Source organism: Photobacterium alginatilyticum, assembly GCF_009910675.1.
GTDB classification, from domain to species: Bacteria; Pseudomonadota; Gammaproteobacteria; order Enterobacterales; family Vibrionaceae; genus Photobacterium; species Photobacterium alginatilyticum.
The window spans coordinates 66,719-87,658 of record NZ_RSEJ01000015.1 but is presented as its reverse complement, the minus strand read 5'-3'; the positions used below and the strand labels follow the sequence as shown (position 1 = coordinate 87,658).

The 20,940-nt window shown below is 47.5% G+C and carries 17 protein-coding genes; 14 read left to right on the top strand and 3 right to left on the bottom strand.

The window, feature by feature from the left end:
• The first annotated feature begins 323 nt into the window (after window positions 1-323).
• The 12 genes from EIZ48_RS14955 to EIZ48_RS14900 all read left to right on the top strand — a co-directional run bounded on the left by EIZ48_RS14955 (window position 324) and on the right by EIZ48_RS14900 (window position 13,629).
• Window positions 324-1,040, top strand: coding sequence for a FadR/GntR family transcriptional regulator (locus tag EIZ48_RS14955; protein WP_160652946.1), 717 nt, complete (start codon window positions 324-326; stop codon window positions 1,038-1,040).
• Between the two features lie 129 nt (window positions 1,041-1,169).
• Window positions 1,170-2,069: a 2-dehydro-3-deoxygalactonokinase gene (locus EIZ48_RS14950; protein WP_160652943.1), complete on the top strand. Its 900-nt coding sequence runs from the start codon at window positions 1,170-1,172 to the stop codon at window positions 2,067-2,069.
• Complete coding sequence (locus EIZ48_RS14945; RefSeq protein ID WP_160652941.1) at window positions 2,059-2,700, top strand: 2-dehydro-3-deoxy-6-phosphogalactonate aldolase; 642 nt, start codon at window positions 2,059-2,061, stop codon at window positions 2,698-2,700. Before EIZ48_RS14950 ends, EIZ48_RS14945 begins: the two co-directional genes overlap by 11 nt.
• Before the next feature lie 25 nt (window positions 2,701-2,725).
• On the top strand, window positions 2,726-3,709 hold the full coding sequence (locus tag EIZ48_RS14940) for a TRAP transporter substrate-binding protein (RefSeq protein ID WP_160652938.1): 984 nt from the start codon (window positions 2,726-2,728) through the stop codon (window positions 3,707-3,709).
• A gap of 55 nt (window positions 3,710-3,764) precedes the next feature.
• Complete coding sequence (locus EIZ48_RS14935) at window positions 3,765-4,310, top strand: TRAP transporter small permease (protein WP_160652935.1); 546 nt, start codon at window positions 3,765-3,767, stop codon at window positions 4,308-4,310.
• Window positions 4,310-5,590, top strand: coding sequence for a TRAP transporter large permease (locus tag EIZ48_RS14930; protein ID WP_160652933.1), 1,281 nt, complete (start codon window positions 4,310-4,312; stop codon window positions 5,588-5,590). The genes EIZ48_RS14935 and EIZ48_RS14930 overlap by 1 nt, the downstream gene beginning before the upstream one ends.
• Before the next feature lie 9 nt (window positions 5,591-5,599).
• Window positions 5,600-6,757, top strand: a complete 1,158-nt coding sequence (dgoD, locus tag EIZ48_RS14925; RefSeq protein ID WP_160652930.1) for a galactonate dehydratase — start codon at window positions 5,600-5,602, stop codon at window positions 6,755-6,757.
• 2 nt (window positions 6,758-6,759) lie between these two features.
• On the top strand, window positions 6,760-8,463 hold the full coding sequence (ilvD, locus tag EIZ48_RS14920; protein WP_160652927.1) for a dihydroxy-acid dehydratase: 1,704 nt from the start codon (window positions 6,760-6,762) through the stop codon (window positions 8,461-8,463).
• Window positions 8,460-9,413, top strand: coding sequence for a dihydrodipicolinate synthase family protein (locus EIZ48_RS14915; protein WP_160652924.1), 954 nt, complete (start codon window positions 8,460-8,462; stop codon window positions 9,411-9,413). The genes ilvD and EIZ48_RS14915 overlap by 4 nt, the downstream gene beginning before the upstream one ends.
• 441 nt (window positions 9,414-9,854) lie before the next feature.
• Complete coding sequence (locus EIZ48_RS14910; RefSeq protein WP_160652921.1) at window positions 9,855-11,231, top strand: DNA-3-methyladenine glycosylase 2 family protein; 1,377 nt, start codon at window positions 9,855-9,857, stop codon at window positions 11,229-11,231.
• Window positions 11,228-11,683 (top strand): methylated-DNA--[protein]-cysteine S-methyltransferase, encoded by a 456-nt coding sequence (locus tag EIZ48_RS14905; protein ID WP_160652918.1) that lies wholly within the window; start codon window positions 11,228-11,230, stop codon window positions 11,681-11,683. The genes EIZ48_RS14910 and EIZ48_RS14905 overlap by 4 nt, the downstream gene beginning before the upstream one ends.
• A 386-nt stretch (window positions 11,684-12,069) precedes the next feature.
• On the top strand, window positions 12,070-13,629 hold the full coding sequence (locus EIZ48_RS14900; protein WP_160652916.1) for an alanine/glycine:cation symporter family protein: 1,560 nt from the start codon (window positions 12,070-12,072) through the stop codon (window positions 13,627-13,629).
• 127 nt (window positions 13,630-13,756) lie between these two features.
• Here EIZ48_RS14900 and adeD read toward each other — a convergent pair whose 3' ends face one another.
• Both adeD and EIZ48_RS14890 read right to left on the bottom strand, forming a co-directional pair.
• Window positions 13,757-15,541, bottom strand: coding sequence for an adenine deaminase (adeD, locus tag EIZ48_RS14895; RefSeq protein ID WP_160652913.1), 1,785 nt, complete (start codon window positions 15,539-15,541; stop codon window positions 13,757-13,759).
• Window positions 15,542-15,555: 14 nt separating this feature from the next.
• Entirely contained in the window at window positions 15,556-16,944 is a 1,389-nt protein-coding gene (locus EIZ48_RS14890) for an NCS2 family permease (RefSeq protein ID WP_160652910.1), read from the bottom strand.
• A 419-nt stretch (window positions 16,945-17,363) separates the two neighbouring features.
• Between EIZ48_RS14890 and EIZ48_RS14885 the strand changes: the two genes are divergently transcribed.
• Together EIZ48_RS14885 and EIZ48_RS14880 are read left to right on the top strand one after the other, a co-directional pair.
• Window positions 17,364-18,008 (top strand): TetR/AcrR family transcriptional regulator, encoded by a 645-nt coding sequence (locus EIZ48_RS14885; RefSeq protein ID WP_160652907.1) that lies wholly within the window; start codon window positions 17,364-17,366, stop codon window positions 18,006-18,008.
• 22 nt (window positions 18,009-18,030) lie between these two features.
• Window positions 18,031-19,404 carry an SLC13 family permease gene (locus tag EIZ48_RS14880; RefSeq protein ID WP_160652905.1) on the top strand — a complete coding sequence of 458 codons (1,374 nt, stop codon included), beginning with the start codon at window positions 18,031-18,033 and terminating at the stop codon, window positions 19,402-19,404.
• A gap of 64 nt (window positions 19,405-19,468) precedes the next feature.
• Here the strand turns inward: EIZ48_RS14880 and dcuC are convergent, their stop codons facing one another.
• A complete protein-coding gene (gene dcuC, locus EIZ48_RS14875) occupies window positions 19,469-20,938 on the bottom strand; it encodes a C4-dicarboxylate transporter DcuC (RefSeq protein WP_160652902.1) in 1,470 nt (489 codons plus the stop codon).
• Window positions 20,939-20,940 lie beyond the last annotated feature (2 nt).

Here is a 20,940-nt window from a genome sequence, read left to right as displayed (position 1 = left end):
CCTGCCGGATAGGCAGTAAAAATAATCACGCACGGTTATAACGCAAAGACGTACGTTTCAACGCCTCCGTTAATAGGGGGCTATTTCTTCTCACTACCTGAACTGAGCGTAAATCTAGTTGCATTTGTCTGGATGCACCAAACGACCGATGTATAGGTTGTATTATCGAGAACCTAGGTAAGCTCCCCCGAATCTTGGTCTTGCTATCTAATAACTCGTCTAGTTAATTATCCGTTGTAATTAGAAAGTAGAAGATAGATCACAGTAGGTGTTCAATTAATGCTCTATCATGTATTACAAGTAATTAGTAAATGAATACAAGAATGACAAAAGCGAAATCAACGTTAGCGATAAACCAAATAGTTTGTGACATTTTAAAGGAAAACACGCCTGCTGGTGAGTATTTGAAAGGCGAAAACGAATTAGCACTATCACTAGGTGTTTCAAGAACTTCAGTGCGAAGTGCTTTGCAAACCTTAGCAAGCAAAGGTCTTATTACCATTACACCGAAAGTAGGCAGTGTGGCAAATACGCCAGATAAATGGAATTGGTTGGATCATGATGTGCTGCGTTGGGTGACAGAATACAAAGCTTCTGACACTTTTATTCCGCACTTACTTGAAGTTCGCTTGATGGTTGAACCGAATGCTGCCGCGCTAGCTGCGTTGAACGCAACAGGGGATAACCTCGCCGCGCTTGAACGAAGCTATAACATGATGGCGCAAGGCGTAGAGCAAAACGACAGAACGCAAATTAATACGGGGGATATCGATTTCCATAAGCAGTTGTTGCTGGCAACGAAAAACCCATTTTTGATTTCTTTGGGGGATGCCTTAACAACCACAATGGAAGTGTCTTTTTCTCGAACCCTAGAGAAAGATGTGTTGCTGAGTAAACCAGCATTGGATGATCACTATGAAGTGATGGATGCAGTCAGAATGCGTAAGTCTGAAGAGGCGAGGGACAAGATGCGCGAAATTATCATGGGTGCGATTGAGAAAACGGTCAAAAAACTAAAAGGGACAGAGCTAATTCGCTAAAGAGCGACCCGCTTATTTCGTTTATATAGCCACTTGCTCTAAAGAAGATTTAACACAGCAAGGTGTTACTTTTTTTAATGAAATACCTTGTATTACAAGATTGCAATCATAGTCGTACATGGAGGAGAGATGAACCCGAGTTGGATTGCAGTAGATTGGGGAACGACAAATTTTAGAGCGTTCTTAATGTCAGACGGCGGGGAGTGTTTAGATAGGATCGATCAGGCTAAGGGGCTGCTCTCTGTGCCACAGGCACAGTTTCCAGCGGTTTTTGATTTGCTGATTAGTCGTTGGAATGATAGCTACGGTGATTTACCTGTGATCATGGCGGGCATGGTGGGTTCGCAGCAAGGCTGGCGAGAAGTGCCCTACGTACAAGCGCCAGCATCTGTACAAGACTTAGCAAATAACACATATAGCGTGGAGCTGCTTTCTGGGCATAAGGCAAAAATCGTATCTGGTGTCAGTTGTATAAATCAGTTTGGTAACCCCGAAGTGATGCGAGGGGAGGAAATACAGCTCATTGGTTTAAACGAAATAATAAAAGAAGACTTTCAAGCCATATTATTTGGCACACACAGTAAGAATGCGCATTGGATTAACGGAAATATAGACAGTTACTCAACAGTAATGACTGGGGAGCTGTACTCTGTTTTGGTGAACCACAGTATCTTAGGTAAATCTTTACCGACACAAGAGTTTAATAAAGATGCGTTTATTAAAGGTGTAGATATTGGTCATCAATATCCGTTGAATCATGTATTATTTAGTGCCAGAACATTTAAGTTATTTAATCAAGTTAGTGAGCACTATATTCATGCATATATCTCAGGATTATTGATTGGGCACGAGTTTTTTATATCAAACTGGTTGGGTAAGTTGTATTTGGTGGGCTCACAAAAGCTGGCATCCAATTATGCAATTGCATTGGATTACCTTAATATTGATTTTGATGTTATTGATGGTGATGAATGTTTTCTAAAAGGTATGACAAAAATCTATAACAGTGGTGAAAACGATGAATACTGAAGAATTAAAAAATAATCCATGGTTTAAAGAGTTACCATTGATAGCAATATTACGTGGTGTGCAACCGAGTGAGGTTTTAGATATTGCTGGCATTTTAATTGATAATGGACTTAGATTCATCGAAGTTCCACTGAATTCACCAAATGCGGTATTAAGTATCAAAATGTTGGTTGAAGCGTATGGTGATCAAGCCATTATTGGTGCAGGAACAGTGACCAATATAGGTAAATTAATGCCTGTGCTTGAAACCGGAGCGCGATTAATAGTTACACCCAATATGAACCCAGAAGTCATTCGCGCAGCACGTGCCAAAAACTGCGTTGTTTTTTCTGGGGTGCAAACCGCAACAGAAGCCTTTACTGCGGTTGATTGTGGTGTAACGGCATTGAAATTCTTCCCTGCAGAACTGATTCAGCCATTAGGTGTGAAGGCAATCAAATCAGTATTACCTCCTGAGATGATTTGTTGTCCTACTGGCGGTATTGAGGCAGATGTTGAGCAGATGAAGTCGTACGTAGATGTTGGTGTAGACGGATTTGGCTTAGGGTCTGGCTTATATAAGAAGGGCATAAAGCTCTCAGAGTTAAGCGTACGCGCAAAAGCGTATCGTGACAGTTGGATGTCCATATAACATACGAAAAGCAAAAGGTTACCTTATGAAACTAAGTAAAATTGCTGCTCTAGCTGCTGTCCCCTTTATGGCAATGTCGCTTCATGTTCAAGCGGAAACGATGCGAATTGGTATCGGGGTGCCAGAATCTCACTTTGAGTATGCGGCGATGCAAAAATTTGAGCAGTATGTAGAAGAAAATACTGATATTTCTGTAACAATTTACCCAAGTAACCAGTTAGGTAATGATCAGGAAGCGTTAGAGCAGATCAAGTTTAATGCGGTTCAGATGAACCTGCCATCGCCAGCGGTGCTTGGTAACATTGTTAAAGACTTTAATATTTTAACCCTTCCTTTTATATTTCCCAATGATGAGGTTGCCAATAAAGTAGTAGATGGTGAATGGGGGCAAGAACTGTCTTCCAAGTTAGAAGCTGCGGGTTATGTAGGTTTAGGTTATGGTAACTTTGGTTTCCGCCATGTTACTAACAATGTTCGCCCAATCAAAAGTATCGCAGATATGGATGGTCTTAAGCTGCGTACCATGCAGAATAAAGCGCACCTTGATGCTTTCCGTTCATTAGGCGCGAACCCAACCCCAATGGCGTTCTCTGAGTTGTTCTCATCCTTACAGCAAGGGGTAGTTGATGGTCAAGAAAACCCATACACCAATATTTACTCGCAACGTTTGTACGAAGTACAGAAATACGTTTCTGATACCGGCCACGTTTATTCTTGGGTTGTGTTTGTCGTGGGTAAAAAGTTCTACGATGGCCTAACAGCCGATGAACAGCAAGCTATGCAGCAAGCGGCTCGAATAGCGATCAACCATATGCGTGTATCGGTGAAAGCCCAAGATGAGAAATCATTGCAAGGTATGATTGATGCAGGTTTGGTTTATACCCCACTTTCACCGGAGGTAAAAGCAGAAATGCATGAGAAAGTAGCACCTGTGGTTCAAAAATATGCCGATAGAATTAACCCTGAGCTATATAAGAAGCTGACCGAAGAAGTCACGAAGCTACAGTAAGTTCTTGCCAAAAGGGCTGTGCAATGCAGCCCTATAATTAAAATATGGTGCTGTTATGGATGATAAAAAAAATTCATTCTTAGATAATATTGAGGAGTATATAAGTACTTTCCTTTTTATTATGCTAATTATTTTGTGCTTTTTGCAAATATTATTCAGGTTCGTTTTTAATTTTTCCCTGTCGTGGACTGAAGAGTTATCCCGTTATGTATTTATTGCATTAGTTTATTTCTCAGCAAGTTTAGCTGTTGTACGTGGAGCTCACGTACGTGTTGAAGTTATTGATGGCGTCGTCAAAGGAAGAAATAAAAAAGTATTAGATTCAATTATTGATTTATCATTTGCTGGCTTTATGGCTTGGGTTGGTTATTACGGATTAGAACTTTCTGTTGATGCGTTAGCGTTAGAACAAACTACTCCAGCATTAGAATGGCAAGTGGGTTGGATATATGCAATTATTCCTTTCACATTTTATTTAATTGCACTGCGATTAGTTCAACGTGTATACCGCCGAATGACTGGTAAACTCGAGCAAGAATATGCACCGAGTGAAGCCGAAGAAGCATTAAAGAAAATTGAAGATGAGCGAGGAAACAAATAATGGATGTGTTCCTAATAACCATGTTTGTCTTTGTGGTATTGCTCGCGATTGGTATGCCGATTGCGATCAGTATTGGTATGTGTACGGCATTTGCATTATTGCTGGCTGATATTCCAATCTCATTTATTGCGCAAATTGCTTTCACCTCACTAGATTCATTTACTTACCTTGCCATTCCTATGTTTATCATGGCGGGCTTTGTGATGGAAAAGGGCGGGCTGTCGAAACGCATTGTTAACTTTGCCGCTAGTTTGGTTGGTCGTACCGCTGGTGGGCTAGGTATTGTTACCGTTGTCGCTTGTATGTTCTTTGCTGCGATTTCTGGTTCATCGCCAGCGACGGTTGCCGCTATCGGTTCCATGATGGTGCCGTCGATGATAGAAAAAGGCTACAACCGCCACTTTGCAGGGGCGCTAACCGCGTCAGCGGGTTCGCTCGGGATCTTAATCCCACCGTCTATCCCGATGATTATCTACGCTGTGACAGCTGAAATTTCGATTGGTGATATGTTCCTCGCAGGCTTTATACCGGGCGGTATGATCGGCTTTGGTTTGATCTTAGCGGTGTACTTGATTGCGAAAAAACGCGGTTATAAAGGTCAGGACGAAGACTTCTCACTATCAAAAGTCAAAGAAACCTTCCTTGAAGCTAAATGGGCACTGTTAACGCCTGTTATCATTCTCGGCGGTATTTATTCCGGTATCTTCACTGCGACAGAAGCTGCGTGTATCACCGTTATTTACACCTTGGTTGTCAGTTTCTTTATTCATAAAGAAATGAGGTTTGAAGATCTGATTCCAACGGTTTCGCGTGCGGCGTTAACCACGGGCTGCGTCATTATCATCCTTGGTTTTGCGACAGCCTTTGCTCGCTACCTCACCATTAGCATGATCCCGCAAATGATCGGTGAGGCGATATTACAAGTCACCGACAGTCCAACGCTCATCTTGCTGATCTTTGTTGCGCTGATCATGTTTACTGGCTTGTTCATAGAAACCGCGGCGCAAATCTTAATTTATACCCCGTTATTCCTACCTATCTTGGTTGAGTTAGGTGTTAGCCCATTCCACTTCGGTATCATCTTGATCGTGGGTACCGAGCTGGCACTCATTACGCCGCCAGTAGGGGTGAACTTGTTTGTTGCAAAAGGTATTACCGGCTCGTCGATGGTTCAGCTGACTCGCGCTGTTATTCCGTTTTTAATTAGTATGTTGCTTGTGCAGATAGCATTGGTGTTTATGCCTGGCGTTATTACTTTCCTCCCTGAATTATTTAAGTAAGGCTGAATTATGAAGATTATTGGCTACGAAAAATTCATTGTTGCTCCACGCTGGGGGTATCTAAAAATCATCACTGACGAAGGCATTGTCGGGTGGGGGGAGCCGTGCTTAGAAGGTCGAACGCATACTGTGCATGCTTGTGTTGATGAGTTGATGGAATACTTGATCGGCAAAGATCCGCGTGATATCGAATTGCACTGGAACTACTTATATCGTGCCACTTTCTATCGTGGCGGCGCTGTGATGATGAGCGCGTTATCGGGTATCGACCAAGCATTGTGGGACATCAAAGGGAAAGCGCTGGATGTACCTGCTTACCAACTGCTTGGCGGCAAGTGTCGTGACAAGATCCAAACCTACTCATGGATTGGCGGCGACCGACCTGATGACGTGGTACGAATGGCAAAAGAGCGCAAAGAACTTGGCTTTAATGCGATTAAGATGAACGGCACTGAAGAGCTTAACTTTATTGATGATTTCAGCAAAGTGGATGCGCTATTGGATCGCGTTCAAGGCTTGCGCGATGCGATGGGTAAAGACTTCGGCATCGGTATTGATTTTCATGGTCGCGTTCACAAATCGATGGCGAAAATAATGATGAAAGAGTTAGAGCCAATGCGTCCAATGTTCGTTGAAGAGCCGGTTTTGGCAGAGCACTTTGATTGTATTCACGAGATAGCGCAATACGGCGCGATTCCAATTGCAACGGGTGAACGTCTCCATTCACGTTGGGAGTTCAAACAATTATTGGAACGTGGTGGTGTAGATATTATCCAGCCGGATGTGTGTCATTGTGGCGGGCTGACGGAGCTTAAGAAAATTGCATCAATGGCTGAGGCTTACGATGTTGCGCTGGCACCACACTGCCCATTAGGTGCGATTGCGTTAGCGTCATCGGTTCATATTGATACCACGTGTCAAAACGCCATTATTCAAGAGCAAAGTATCGGCATTCATTACAACAAAGGTAACGACGTATTGGATTATATCAAGAACAAAGAGGTGTTTGATTTTGATGAAGGCTATTGCTTGAACCTTGAAGGGCCGGGGTTAGGTATTGAAATCGATGAAAATTTCATGCGAGCTCAGCACGACAAAGCGCTCACTCAACCAAAATGGCGCAACCCACACTGGACCCATAAAGATGGTTCGTTTGCGGAGTGGTAACTATGAGTAATTGCGGATCATGTGGTTCTTGTGGCGAAGGGGTGTGCGTACCTCACCACAATGAAATCTTAAAAGACGACGACGGTGCGCTAAAACGCGCACTGTATAAATCAATGGGACATACGGACAGCGCATTGCGTAAACCCATTATTGCGGTGGTTAATAGTTACACCAATGCGACCGCAGGACATGCGAACCTTGATGTGGTCGGGGCGGAAGTGATCCGAGGTATCGAAGATGCGGGTGGCACAGCCATGACCTTTGGTACCATTGCCCCGTGTGATGGCATTGCCGAAGGGCATATCGGCATGCGTTATATCCTCGCGGGACGGGAAGTGATCACAGCATCGATTGAAATCATGGTAAGAGCACATAACTTCGATGCCATGGTGCTACTCGGCTCGTGCGACAAAATTGTTCCTGCAATGCTGATGGCTGCCGCAAGGCTGGATATTCCTGCCATTCTTGTTAATGGTGGACCAATGTATCCCGCAGAATATGCAGGCAAACACTGGGATGGCAACATAGTTACCGAAGCGATTGGTTGGAAAAACAAAGGACAGATCGACGAGCAAGAGTTTCGCAAAATCGAAGATCTTGCCGAGCCGACCATAGGATCTTGTACCATGTATGGTACGGCAAACACCATGTGTTGTTTGTCTGAATCTTTGGGGATGACCTTGGCCCAGACCTCAACCATTCCCGCTATTCACCCGCAAAGGCTCGAAGTGGGTTATCAGAGCGGCAAACGTATTGTTGAGATGATCGCCGAAGGGTTAACTGCGCGTAAAATCATCACCAAACAAGGGATACACAACGCAATTACCACTTTGTTGGCAACAGGTGGTTCAACCAACGCCATTATTCACTTACAAGCAATTTATTATGAAGCTGGTTTAGGTGAGCTGGATCTTGACGTATTTGATCAAATGAGCCGCAAAGTTCCGTTATTGGCTTCGATCTATCCGGCATCAGAATATGATATGGTCGACTTCTTTGAAGCGGGCGGTGTTGCGGCGGTAGAAAAAGAGCTCGCGCCGTTATTAGAGCTTGATGCCATAACGGTTGCGGGCAGCAAAGGTGAGTGTCTAGCGCAAGTGGCTAACAGTACCAACCGTGAGTTGATTCGTCCGTTGGACAATCCTTTTATGCTTGAGTCTGGTGTCGGTGTTTTGACTGGGAACCTGTCACCTCTAGGATCGGTAGCAAAACCTGCGGCAGTGCCAAAATCCATGTTCCATTTTAGCGGAAAAGCCATGGTGTTTGATTCTGAGCAGTCGACAATAGATGCCATTATGCGAGGCGATATTAAATCAGGCACCGTGGTGGTGATTTGCTATGAAGGTACAACGGGTGGCGCTGGATTACCTGAAATGTATAAGCCAATGAAATTGCTTGAAGGCATGGGATTATCAGAAAGTTGTGCGTTAATTACGGATGGCCGTTTTTCAGGCTCCAATCGTGGACTTTTTGTCGGCCATGTTTCACCTGAGGCCTACGAAGGTGGTTTGATTGGACTGATTGAAGATGGCGATGTGATCACCATAGATCTCACTAAGCGAGAGATTACTCTAGAACTTGATGAAAACGTAATCGCGGCGCGCCGAGCAACATGGAAAAGGATACATAAAGAAATACCAAAAGGCTTTCTGCGTTTGTACCGTGAACGCGTTTCTTCCGCTGCCCACGGAGCGATTTTGAAATGACATCTTTAGCTTCAACACACACACCATCTTTACCGCTTAAACCTCAAGATATTTACGGTGTTAATCCTATTGTGGCTATGCCGTTCAATGAAAGTGGTGAAGTTGATATTGAGAGCTTTAAGCGATTGGTTCAGCATTTGGTTCAAACTGGATGTAATGGCTTAACTTTATTTGGGATTGCTAGTGAGTTTTACAAGCTGAATCAAGAAGAGAGACTAGAGCTCGTTTATTGGTTTAAGTTGATTACGGCGCAATCTCAAGTGTTTAGCTGTGTCTCGGTAACAGAGCATGCCACTGAACTAGCTGTGAAACAGGCAAAAGAGTACCAGCAACAAGGTTTTGATAGTTTGATGCTATTACCACCGTTCTTTTTGAACCCAAGTAATGAGCACATTATTTACCATATTCAAAGCGTGCTTGAAGCGGTTGATATTCCAGTTTTGCTCCAATACGCCCCAACAGAAACCGGACTGCCAATTACGCCAGAAGATATGAAAGCCATCACCGATGGTTACCCAAACGCGGTATTTAAAATAGAGTGTAATCCGCCAGTAAACTATTCACAGCAACTACTTTCGTTACTGCCCGATGCGATAATCATGAACGGCTACGCTGGTTTGTATATGTTAGATATGCTCGAAACCGGCGGTAAAGGCGTGATGCCGGGCTGCTCGTTTACCGAGATATACACCGCCATTTACCATCTATGGCAAGACGGTGAACTGCAACAAGCCAAAGCTCTTCACACCTTGCTGTTTAGATACATTAGTAAGTGGATGACTCATTGCGAGTACATCATTGCAGTAGAAAAGGCGATATTGGTGAAGCGAGGTATTATAGCTAAGAATTACTGCCGAAAGCCGGATTACCCACTAAGTGAATCGGACCATCAAGATATTGAATCTTTCTTGAATGAGTTTTCATTCATTTTTGAACAATATCAGGAGTAGGGTATCCGCGCTGCCAAGCAGCTTTGGCTCAGTTTCCTTGGAACCGCTTAAAAACGGAAAACATCCAGACTTAAGGTTGTTTTCCGTACGATTTGATAATAACGGGCCTCAGTGTTTCATGGCGTAATTCACCAATCGTTCGGTTATTCAGCGTAAGGTAGTCTAACAAGCTATGTAGATAATCGTATAGCTTATTAGACTAGCAATAGATTTTACGTGGATAGTTATTTAACAATTCCCTCTTAATATGTGTTTTGGTGTTAATAGGGAGTTGAAGACTTAAAGTTAACACTCTAAATGATTTTTGTCTGAAACGTGCAGAATTGTATCCTGCTGATGTTTCATTGCACACACTAAATCAGGGTTCAGTTCCGATTCTGGCTAGTCTTGCTCCCGAAAGTCTTTAGACTTAGCAGTAGATAAGTCGTCGAGAGTTCAGTCATGGATATGACCCCACTTCAATGTCAGCAGGCCAGATTAGCCAGAGATACCCGTTATGATGGTTTGTTCTTTACCGCAGTAAAAACCACTGGTATCTATTGCCGTTCGATTTGCCCGGCTCCTGCACCGAAAGAAAAGAATGTCGAATATTTTCCGACAGCGGTTGCTGCGGCCAACGCGGGCTACCGGCCGTGCCTGCGCTGTCGACCAGACAGTGCGCCGGGCTCGCCAGCCTGGCTGGGCAAGAATGCGACCTTAAATCGGGCACTACGCCTTATTGATGAGGGAGCGTTGGCGGAGCAACCGCTTACTCACCTTGCAGACAGGTTGGGGATCACCGAGCGCTATCTCCGCCAGTTGTTTGTGGAGCAAGTTGGCCTGTCGCCCAAATCCTACAGTTTGTATCAGCAATGCCTGCTGGCAAAAAAGCTGTTGCATGATACCCGTATGCCGGTAACGGATGTGGCGTTGGCGTGCGGTTTTAACAGCATTCGTCGATTCAATGACTGTTTCAAGCAGCAGTTTTCTCTGACTCCGTCCCAGATCCGCAAACAGCAAAAGTCGACGCTTGAGGCTGGGAAAGGGATCTGCCTGTCGCTTGCCTACCGTCCGCCGTATAACTGGAACTATCTGCACCAGTTTTACGCATCACGTCTGATCCCCGGTCTGGAGTGGCTGGATGAGAAAAGCTACGGCCGGACCTTTCAATACGATGACTGTACCGGTCGCTTTACCGCAACGCATGATGAAGGGAAATCGGTATTTCATGTCGAGATACACCTTAGCGATTTGAAATATCTTCCCCGGGTGATCAAGACGATTCGCCGCTGCCTCGATTTGGATGCGGACTCGTTGTTGATAGAGCAGCAGTTGCTACAGGCTATGGATTGCGAGCAGCTGGAAATGACTGGGGTTCGCCTGCCGGGGATCTGGAGTCCGTTTGAGGCCGGGATCCGGGCGATACTCGGCCAGCAGGTGTCAGTCAAGGCGGCACGTAATCTGGTTAGTCGGTTCGTGGACTTTAGTCCTCGCAATGATGGTGATTATCGTTATTTTCCCGAACCGGCCCAGGTTAGCCAGTTTGATTTGGAACAGCTTGGTATGCCGCAACGCAGGCGGGATACATTGAGGAATTTCTCGGTCTTTGCCGAAAACAATCCGCTAGATGACGCTAAAAGCTTGTTGGCCTTGCCGGGCATCGGACCGTGGACGGTGGATTATATGAGGATGCGGGGGCTGAGCGAGCCTGATATTTATCTGGTCAGTGATTTGGGCATAAAAAAAGCGCTGGCCGTATTACCCAACCTTATTGACGATTCACTCGCCGCCCCGTGGCGCAGTTATTTAACTTTGTATTTATGGAGCACTTTGTCATGAACAACCAACTGTTGCAGACGCCAATCGGCTGGCTGAATATTGTTACCGATGAGTCGGCGGTGGTGGCCATTGAGTTTGATGCCAATCCGGATAGCAGCGAAACGCCCAATGCCGTTTCTCGCCAATGTTGCGAGCAGTTAGTGGCTTATTTTAACGGTGAAATACAAGATTTTGACGTGCCGCTGAAAATGAATGGCACCGATTTTCAGCGCCAGGTTTGGCAGGCGCTCAATCATATTCCGTATGGCGAAACGTGTTCATATGGCGATATTGCCAACCGTATCGGTAATCCCAAGGCGGTGAGGGCGGTCGGTGCCGCGAACGGTAAAAACCCGATCCCGATTATTGTTCCCTGTCACAGGGTCATCGGTAGTTCCGGCAAGCTGACCGGTTATGCCGGCGGGCTGGATTTGAAAGTCTGGTTACTGGAGCATGAAAAGTGCGGTGACTGAGGACAAAAGTCTGCCAAAAAGTAGGGATATTTTGGTGTTTGTGACTGACTACATCGACGTTGAAGTAGTGATAACTGTATCAAAAGGTGACTGGGTTAACGAATTGTTAATGCATTGTAATTAGATCGGTAATCGCTACGTGTAGATGAAAAGATAACAGTGTGGGCTGGCCGGCGTCATAAAACCAGTTATATATCGTATAAAGCTTCTCCGCAACAGCAGGAAACACTGTTTCCTAAGTGCGTTGTATGTTGAGTTCGTGTTTCCTTATTGCTAATTTTTTTCGCCACAGGGAAATGTTGGTGATTAGGTAAACACAGTGCTGAATGGTGAAAAATTCTGCTGTGTTCCGCCAACAAAATATAAATACACAGGTGGAACGGAATATGATATCAAAAATTAGTTGTTATCTTGCTGTAGCGTTAACCATGTTTACTTCTTCGGCGTACGCAGCGGGGGAGCAAGTTGGAATTGATAAGGCAATCGATCACTTTTTTAGCGAATACCTCGGTTGGTTCGCGAACACAATTTTTACATCGGTGCCTGTTAATGGGGCAAACTTTCCGGTCATCGTTGGCTGGCTGTTCGTAGCTGCGATTATCTTCACGCTGTATTTCGGTTTTGTGCAGTTCAAGCGTTTTGGCTTGGCGGTGAAAATCGTCAAAGGAGACTTTACTGATCCGAACAACAAGGAGCCGGGTCAGGTTTCGCATTTCCAGGCGCTGGCAACGGCACTGTCTGGTACGGTCGGTCTGGGTAACATTGCCGGTGTAGGTGCGGCGCTGGCGATTGGTGGTCCGGGTGCGACTTTCTGGATGATCCTGTGTGGTCTGTTGGGTATGGCCTCGAAGTTCTGTGAGTGTACCCTGGGTGTTAAATACCGTAATGAACTGCCAAATGGCGATGTGTCGGGTGGTCCAATGTACTACCTGAGTCGAGGTCTGAAAGAGCGTGGTTTCGGCGGTCTGGGTAAAGGCCTGGCCGTTGGCTTTGCGATTATGACCATTCTGGGAGCGCTGGGCGGCGGTAACATGTTCCAGGGTAACCAGGCCAATGCCATGATTGTCCAGACGCTTGGTTTGCCTGAGGGCTATGGTTGGGTAACAGGTCTGATTATGGCGGGTATGGTGGCATCAGTAATCATTGGTGGTATGCCGTCGATTGCTCGAGTAACCGGTAAGCTGGTTCCAGCGATGGCCCTGATTTATGTAGGTATGTCGCTGATTGTTCTTGTGGCCAATGCTTCACTGATTGGCGATGCTTTCGGTCAAATCATTGAAGGTGCGTTTACAGGAGCAGGTGTAGCAGGTGGTTTCATCGGTGCGCTTATCCAGGGTATGAAACGTGCAACGTTCTCTAACGAAGCGGGTGTGGGTTCGGCAGCAATTGCGCACGCGGCGGTTAAAACCAAGGAGCCTGTAACTGAAGGTCTGGTATCGGTACTGGAACCATTCATTGATACGGTTGTGATTTGTACAATGACTGCGCTGGTTATCACTATTTCGGGTATGAATAACGGTGAGCTGAGCGGTGTTACCCTGACGGCGGCGGCATTTACCCAAACTGCTGATATCTTCCAGTATGTTCTGGCTGTAGCAGTCGTGATGTTTGCCTTCTCAACCATGATTTCCTGGTCTTACTATGGTCTGAAAGCCTGGACTTACCTGTTCGGTGAAGGCAAAGGTACTGAGCTGGCCTACAAAGTCATGTTCTGTTGCTTTGTGGTTATCGGTGCCAGCGTTAGCTTCGGTGCGGTAATCGACTTCTCGGATGCGGCTATCTTCGCTATGTCTATCTTCAACATCATCGGTCTGTACTTCCTGATGCCGGTTGTGAAGAAAGAGCTACAGTCATTCATCGCCCGTGTACAGTCAGGTGAAATCAAGGATTTCAGCAAAGAAGGCGAGAAGGGCTTGGCATTCTCCAAGGAAACTGAGACAAACTAAACTCACTTAGTAATACGTCTGTATAGAACAGGCCAGCCAAAGATATTGGCTGGCCTGTTTTCTTTTACGCTTTCCTGTACGTTTATTTCCTATGAATGTCGCCAGTGCCTGTCACTACTTTATGGTTCTAGTGAGTGGCAGCGCTATGCGGTGTTTCCTGCCGAAGCTCAATGAGCTCGAACTTATCGACATCCACCAGGCCTTTTACCGTCATCTTCAGCGACGGGATCACGGGCAGGGCGAGGAAACTCATTTGAACAAACGGCTCTGCAACCTCTACGCCTATTGCTTGTGCGGCTTGCTTGAGGGCAACTATTTGCGTGGTTATTGCCTCTGAGCTGTCGAGGCTCATGATCCCGCCCAGCGGAAGCTTGAGATCGGCAGAGACTTTCCCGTCTTGCACCACACAGTAGCCTCCACCGATTGCGATCAAGTGATTGATAGCAATAGTCATGCTGTGCTCATCGGCACCAATAGCGACGATATTGTGCGAGTCATGGCCGACGCTGGTTGCAATCGCTCCCTGATTGAGGCTAAACCCTGTTACCAATCCCTTGGCGGGCGGCAGTTGGTGGCCATAGCGCTCGACAACAGCCAGCTTGTTAATGCCTTCACGATCAAACTGCTTACCGTCAAAGTGACAAACGAGGTGATTGGTCAGCAGCTCGTCCTTGATGATTTCAATCACATGGTAGTCACCGGCTGTCAGGGGAATTGCCAGTTCGTCTTCTGTTACCGCTTTATGTTTCAGGGTGGGTTGCAAAGGGGGAACAGAAGCATCTAGCTTGGCCGCTACCGAATCGGCCAGGTGCAGCTCGTCGACAAATTGCCCGCCAATCACAACCCGCTGGATATCGACCTGATCGAGATTTTTGACCAGATTGATATCAGCTTTATAACCCGGAGCCAGCAGTCCCAATCGTTGTAAACCAAAGTGCCGGGCAGCTGACCATGATGCGACCCGGTAGGCTAGGTGAGGCTTGATCTTATGATGCTGGATCAGCCGCCTGACCATGTAGTCGATATGACCTTCTTTGGCAATTTCGTGGGGGTTACGATCATCGGTACAGAGCAGGCACAATGGCGAGCTGAACTCGGTGATCAGCGGTGCCAGCGCATCAAGGTTCTTGGCTACCGACCCTTCGCGCATGATCACTGCCATGCCTTTGGCCAGCTTTTCTTTTCCCTCCTGGTAGTTGGTGGTTTCATGGCAGTTCTGGATCCCGCTGGCGACATAGGCCGACAGTTCCCGGCCGCTGAGCAAAGGACAATGCCCGTCGATATTCAACGAGTTAAATGCTTCAAGCTTATCCAACATGGTAGGACTACCATTAAGAACCGCCGGGTAATCCATGACTTCGGCCAGCCCCAATACATGCGGATGGTCGAGGTAGGCGCGCATTTCATCCAGCGTGAAGTCGCTGCCGTTGATATCCAATCCGGCAACGGCCGGTACACAGGAGCTCACCTGAACGAACATGTTCTGTCGCATCATCTCGCTGCAGCGAAGGAACCACTCAATGCCCGGTTTGCCCATTACGTTAACAAGTTCATGGGGATCACAGACGATGCTGGTGGTGCCGAGTGGCAAGGTGGTGCGCTCGAACTCGAACGGCGTCATGGTAGAGGTTTCGACATGCATGTGGCCGTCGATAAATCCCGGTACGGCAATCTGGCCCTTGCAGTCGACGGTCCGTGTGGCCGTTAGTTCCTCAGCCTCAGGACCGATAGCGGCAATATAGCCTTGATCGATCACAATGGGGCCGGGAGATACCTCACCGTTGACGAGATCAAGTACCGAGATATTGGTCAGCTTGAGATCGGCGGTTTGCTCTTTCCGTAAGGCGGCCAGCAGGTGAACAAGCTGTTCCCGGTCAAGTTGCTGGGTATGTTTGTGTTGGAGGTTTGACATCCTTTTATTCCTGATTAATGACCGTCGACAAAGACAAATTTGATGATGAATAGCAGGGCGACAATAGCGACGCCGGGATGGATTTCACGCCAGCGGTTGGTACCTGCTTTCATGACGCAGTAGGTGATAAAGCCGGTCGCGATCCCTTCTGTGATCGAAAAACTAAACGGCATCATGACGGTGGTGATAAAAGCCGGTGCGGCTTCGGTCATATCGGTCCAGTTGACTTTGGCGAGCCCGGAAGACATCAGGATCCCGACATAGATCAGGGCGCCGGCCACGGCGTATCCCGGCACCATTGCCGCGAGCGGGGAGAAGAAGATCACCACAATGAAGAGCAGTCCGGCCACAATGGCCGTTAGTCCGGTGCGGCCACCAACGGCAACCCCGGCAGAGCTTTCGATATAGGCTGTGACGGTTGAGGTGCCCAGATAAGCGCCGGTGACAGAGGTGATGGAGTCTGTCATCAGGGCTTGTTTCATGCGCGGGAAACGGCCACGTTCGTCGGTAATACCGCACTTTTCGGTGACGCCAATCATGGTGCCCGAGCTGTCGAACAGGCTGACCAGAGCAAAGGAGAAAATGACGCCGGCCAGGGCGATATCAAACGAGCCTGCCAGATCGAGCTGGCCGAAGGTGCTCTCAATGCTTGGCGGCATAGAGATGATACCTGTGTATTCGACATCTCCCATCAGGGCGGCAATGGAGGTGACGACCACAATAGAGATCAGTACTGCGGCATGAATGTTACGTGAAGATAGGATCACAATGATAAAGAAGCCGAGGGCACCCAGCACGCACTGCATTGAGCTCAGATCGCCGACAGTGATCATAGTAGCCGGGCTGGCAACGACAATACCGGCATTGCTCAGGCCGACGAGTGCTATCAGTAGGCCGATACCGCTGGGGATCCCTATGCGCAGGCAGGTGGGAATGTTGCTGAGGATCCAGGAACGGATACCCAAGGCAGACATCAGAGTGAAGCAGACCGCGCCCCAGAAGATGGTTCCCATCCCGACCTGCCAGCTGATGCCCATACCGACGACGACCGAGAAGGCGAAGAATGCATTGAGCCCCATGGCGGGAGCCAGGGCAATGGGGAGGTTGGCAATCAGGCCCATGGCAATACAGCCAATGGCACTGATCATACAGGTCACGACAAAGACCCCGCTGGGATCCATCCCTGCGGCAGACAGTATCTGCGGGTTAACAAACACAATGTACACCATGGTCATAAAGGTCGTGATACCTGCAATAACCTCGGTTGACGCCGTGGTGTTATGGGCGGCAAGTTTGAAATATCGCTCGAGGAAACCCTGCTGGGGCTCGGGCTGAGACTGAGTCAGCGAGTCTTTGGGGAGATCGCTGATGGGGGCACTGTTTTCATTGCTCGGTGTAGTCATAAATGATTCCTTTTCCGTCTTCCATCCAGTAGATGAGCGCCTGTTGTAACCATCTTGTCCCGAGGTGTTGCTAATCGATTGTGCTGCCTTTCTTTTGTTCTGTAGGGAGTTCACAGCCCTAAGGGACTGATTCCAAGGCGCTGACGACTTATGATTTTTGGGTTGTATGTTTTTTGTTCAGATTTATTCTAAGGAAGCAAGAGGGGAAATTGGGTTGATGCAGGTCTCATTAGGCCGGGTAAATTATTCCGCAAAGGCCGGCTTTTGATGAATACGAAAATAGCAACATTGATGTGTGTCAAATTCTCTAGAAGAATTGGGCACTTAATACTGGAAGTTTGAACAGCCCCTTAGTTTTAGGATTGTTAGTTAAGGTCTAATTAGAGTAGTGCCTGAAATTTGAGTGGAAACGTAACAACATGAATGCCTTAACCAAATCCCGTGGTCGTCCGAAGCAAGAAACCGAGCTGCCCAGTAGCCAGCAGGTTATTCTTGATGTAGCCAGGCGTTTGTTTATGAAGTATTCCTATAACAAGGTCACTACCCGGAGAATTGCAGAGGAAGCTGGGGTCGATGTCGCCTTAATCAGCTATTATTTTGAGAACAAGGCCGGACTGTACAAAGCGGTGTTTGACGATATCTACGCCCCGTTTTTTGAAAAGCTGGACCAGCTCAAGAAAGCCTCTTCAAACCGGAATACGATTGAAGAGCTGTTTATGACAATCTTTTATCTGGATATCGAGTATCCGGAGCTGCTGGGTATCATCTATAAAACTCTGGTGCTTAATGAAGGGCCGCGCCGGAGCTATATTGATGAATCTATCTTGTCCTATACCGATGCTTTTCATATTAAGATATTTACGACTTTACAGGAAAAAGGCTTTATTGATCCCAGCTTGGATGTCGATTTGCTAAAAGACAGCTTCAATGCGCTGGTGATGATGCCATTTTTCTTCTATCCGCTAAAAAGGGAAGGCCAATCGGAAGAAGAGACCATTGGGTATTTGGAAAGTCTGTACCGGCAAAATATCCGGTTGTTTCTTTATGGTTGCGCCGTGGATTAAGGACTACCAGTAAGGAAGGCGTATGACAACCTTAAGCCTCGCCATTAAAAAATGGTTGTTTGACCGTAACAGCATCATTTTTCTTGCCGATGTGGCTTTGTTGGTGCTGATGCTAAATACCCTGCCGTTTGAGCCTGATGTCGTACTTGGGCTCAGCTTATTAATCTTCATTGCTATTTTGTGGCTGACAGAAGCCATTCATATCAGCATTACTGCCCTATTGGTTCCTCTGTTGGCTGTCGGGCTGGGGATTTTCGAGACTCCGCAAGCTCTTAGCAATTTCGCCAATCCGATCATCTTTCTTTTCCTCGGTGGCTTTGCGCTGGCGGCCGCCATGCATCGGCAAGAGCTGGACAAAGCGATTGCCGATAAAGTCTTGTTGCTGGCCAACGGACATATGGCCATTGCCGCCCTGATGTTATTCGGGGTCACGGCCGTACTGTCGATGTGGATCAGCAACACGGCAACGACGGCCATGATGCTGCCTCTGGTGCTGGGAATACTGAACAAGGTGGATGCCAAGCGAGAGCATAATACCTATGTGTTTATTCTGCTCGGGATCGCCTACTGCGCGAGTATCGGCGGTATCGCGACGATTGTCGGTAGTCCGCCCAATGCGATTGCCGCTACCGAGGTTGGATTGAGCTTTACCGAGTGGATGGCGTTGGGGTTGCCAATCACACTGGTTCTGTTGCCGATGGTGGTGGCGCTGCTCTATCTGATGCTAAAGCCAAACTTGAAGTACACGTTTGAGATCACCCATGAGCCGGTCAAGTGGGATAATGCCAAGCTGACTACCCTGGTTATTTTCGCAATTACCGTTTCCTTGTGGATTTTCAGTAAGCCGCTTAATGCTTTTTTGGGTGGCTTCAGCAAGTTTGACAGTCTGGTTGCAATGTCGGCAATTGTAATGCTGGGAGTTGCCCGGGTTGTCGAATGGAAAGATATCGATAAGACCACTGATTGGGGCGTATTGCTGCTGTTCGGGGGCGGGATCTGTTTGAGTAATATTCTCAAGGAAACCGGGACCAGTGTCTTTCTGGCTCATAGCCTGAGTGGGCTGCTTGAACAGGCAGGGTTGTTCTTCGTCTTTCTTATCGTGGTTGCTTTTGTCGTATTTCTGACAGAGTTTGCCAGCAATACTGCAAGCGCAGCCCTTCTGGTGCCGATATTTGCCTCTATCGCTGAGGTATTGGGAATACCGCCTGTCATTCTGGCAGCGTTGATTGGTGTTGCCGCTTCCTGCGCTTTTATGTTGCCGGTGGCTACCCCGCCCAATGCGATAGTATTCGGCTCGGGTTACATCAAACAGCGCGAGATGATGCGAGTGGGGGTGATCGTCAATATCGCCTGTATCATTGCCCTTGCCATTTTCGCCTGGCTGTTTTGGCAGTAGTTGATGCTAGCAGGCAGTAAGCCAACTCATTGATAGTTGGCTTACTGAATGTTATTGCTTGTGGTTATGCCTCGCGAGCAATTTGCTGCTGTGCTCTCTTTTTAACGAGAACAGTAATTGCGGCGATTAGCGCGATAATCCCGGCCAGGAACGGCAATAACTGCATGATTTGCCCGCTGCGGGTAAAGGTGATAACCAGCATGATGAGCCAGCCACTTAGCATTGGGATAAGGGTTCGGCGGACAATGTCAAAAGGTGACAAGCCCGAGATACCCGCCACGGCGATGATCACCCCGGCAATTGGGGAAATCGTACGGCCAAAGCCTGCTGATAGCTGGATAGGGAGGATCATGTCAGCCACATTGGTGCCAATTTTCTCTGCTATCTGCGGCACCATAGGCGCAAAGGAGAAGAAGGCAGCATTGCCCGAACCCATTAAGGCCGAGATGGAAAAGGTCAGTACTGCCATGAATAGCACGATCACACTGGCGGTAAAGCCGGCGCTGCTGGCCATGTGTAGCAGGGCGTCGATAGCACCGATGGATTTCAGTCCCATGGCGAAGGTTTGACCGGCGATGATCAGGGTAACGACAGTGGCGAACACTTTGCCCATATCATTGAAGATCCCCTGTAGCTTTTCGAAAACCGGCTTGGCTTGCTTATGGCGGGCGTATTCGCAAACAAGGCCGATAAAGATACTCAATAAAATGGCTGTGGCCATGCCGACCTTGATGGTACCCACGCCCATTTTGCTGAATGTCAGCATAAAGAACAGCGGCAGCATAGGTAGCAGCAGGTAGTAGAGTGGTGCATCGTCCTTGGCTTCGGTCTCTTTTACTTCATCCTCAAGCGAAACTGATTGCCCGGCCTGATCTTGTCTGCGGTCAAAATAACGCTGTACCAACGCATGGATGGCGGCAACCGCAACAATCAGGATACTGATCACCGGCAGCTGTTCATTGATAAAGAATTCGGTAATGTCTATTCCGGCTGTCTGTGCAGCAAGAATCGAGTTACCGGAGCCCGGTCCGAATTCAATGGCACATGTACTGGCGAGCACGGCGGCAACGGCAGCTTTGCTGCAACCGAGACGGATCAGTACCGGATAAAGCGTAGCCATCAGCAGTAGCCCCAGCCCGGTAGCACTGGAGATAAACAGTGACAGTGCCTGCCCAAGGATGAAAGCCATGGCCAGCATCAGGTAGGGCGAGTTCAGTTTCATTAAAGGTTTGGCGGCGACTTTAACCATGACCTGACTGGCACCGATGGCCGACATGAACATGGCAAAGCCACCGATTAGCATGATTTTGAGACCAAGCCCACCGGCACGGTTACTGAAGGTATTGCGGATATACTCGAAGATATCAAAGCCGACCCAGCCAGTTGATTTTTCGACAAAGACCGCGTTGTTGGTAAAGATGGCGATGGCCATCATGGCAATACCGGTCAGAAACAGCACTGCCTGGGGGTTATAGTTTTTGAGGATCAGGCGACCGGCAAACACCAGCCCGATCAAGGCGATTAGTAAACTCATAA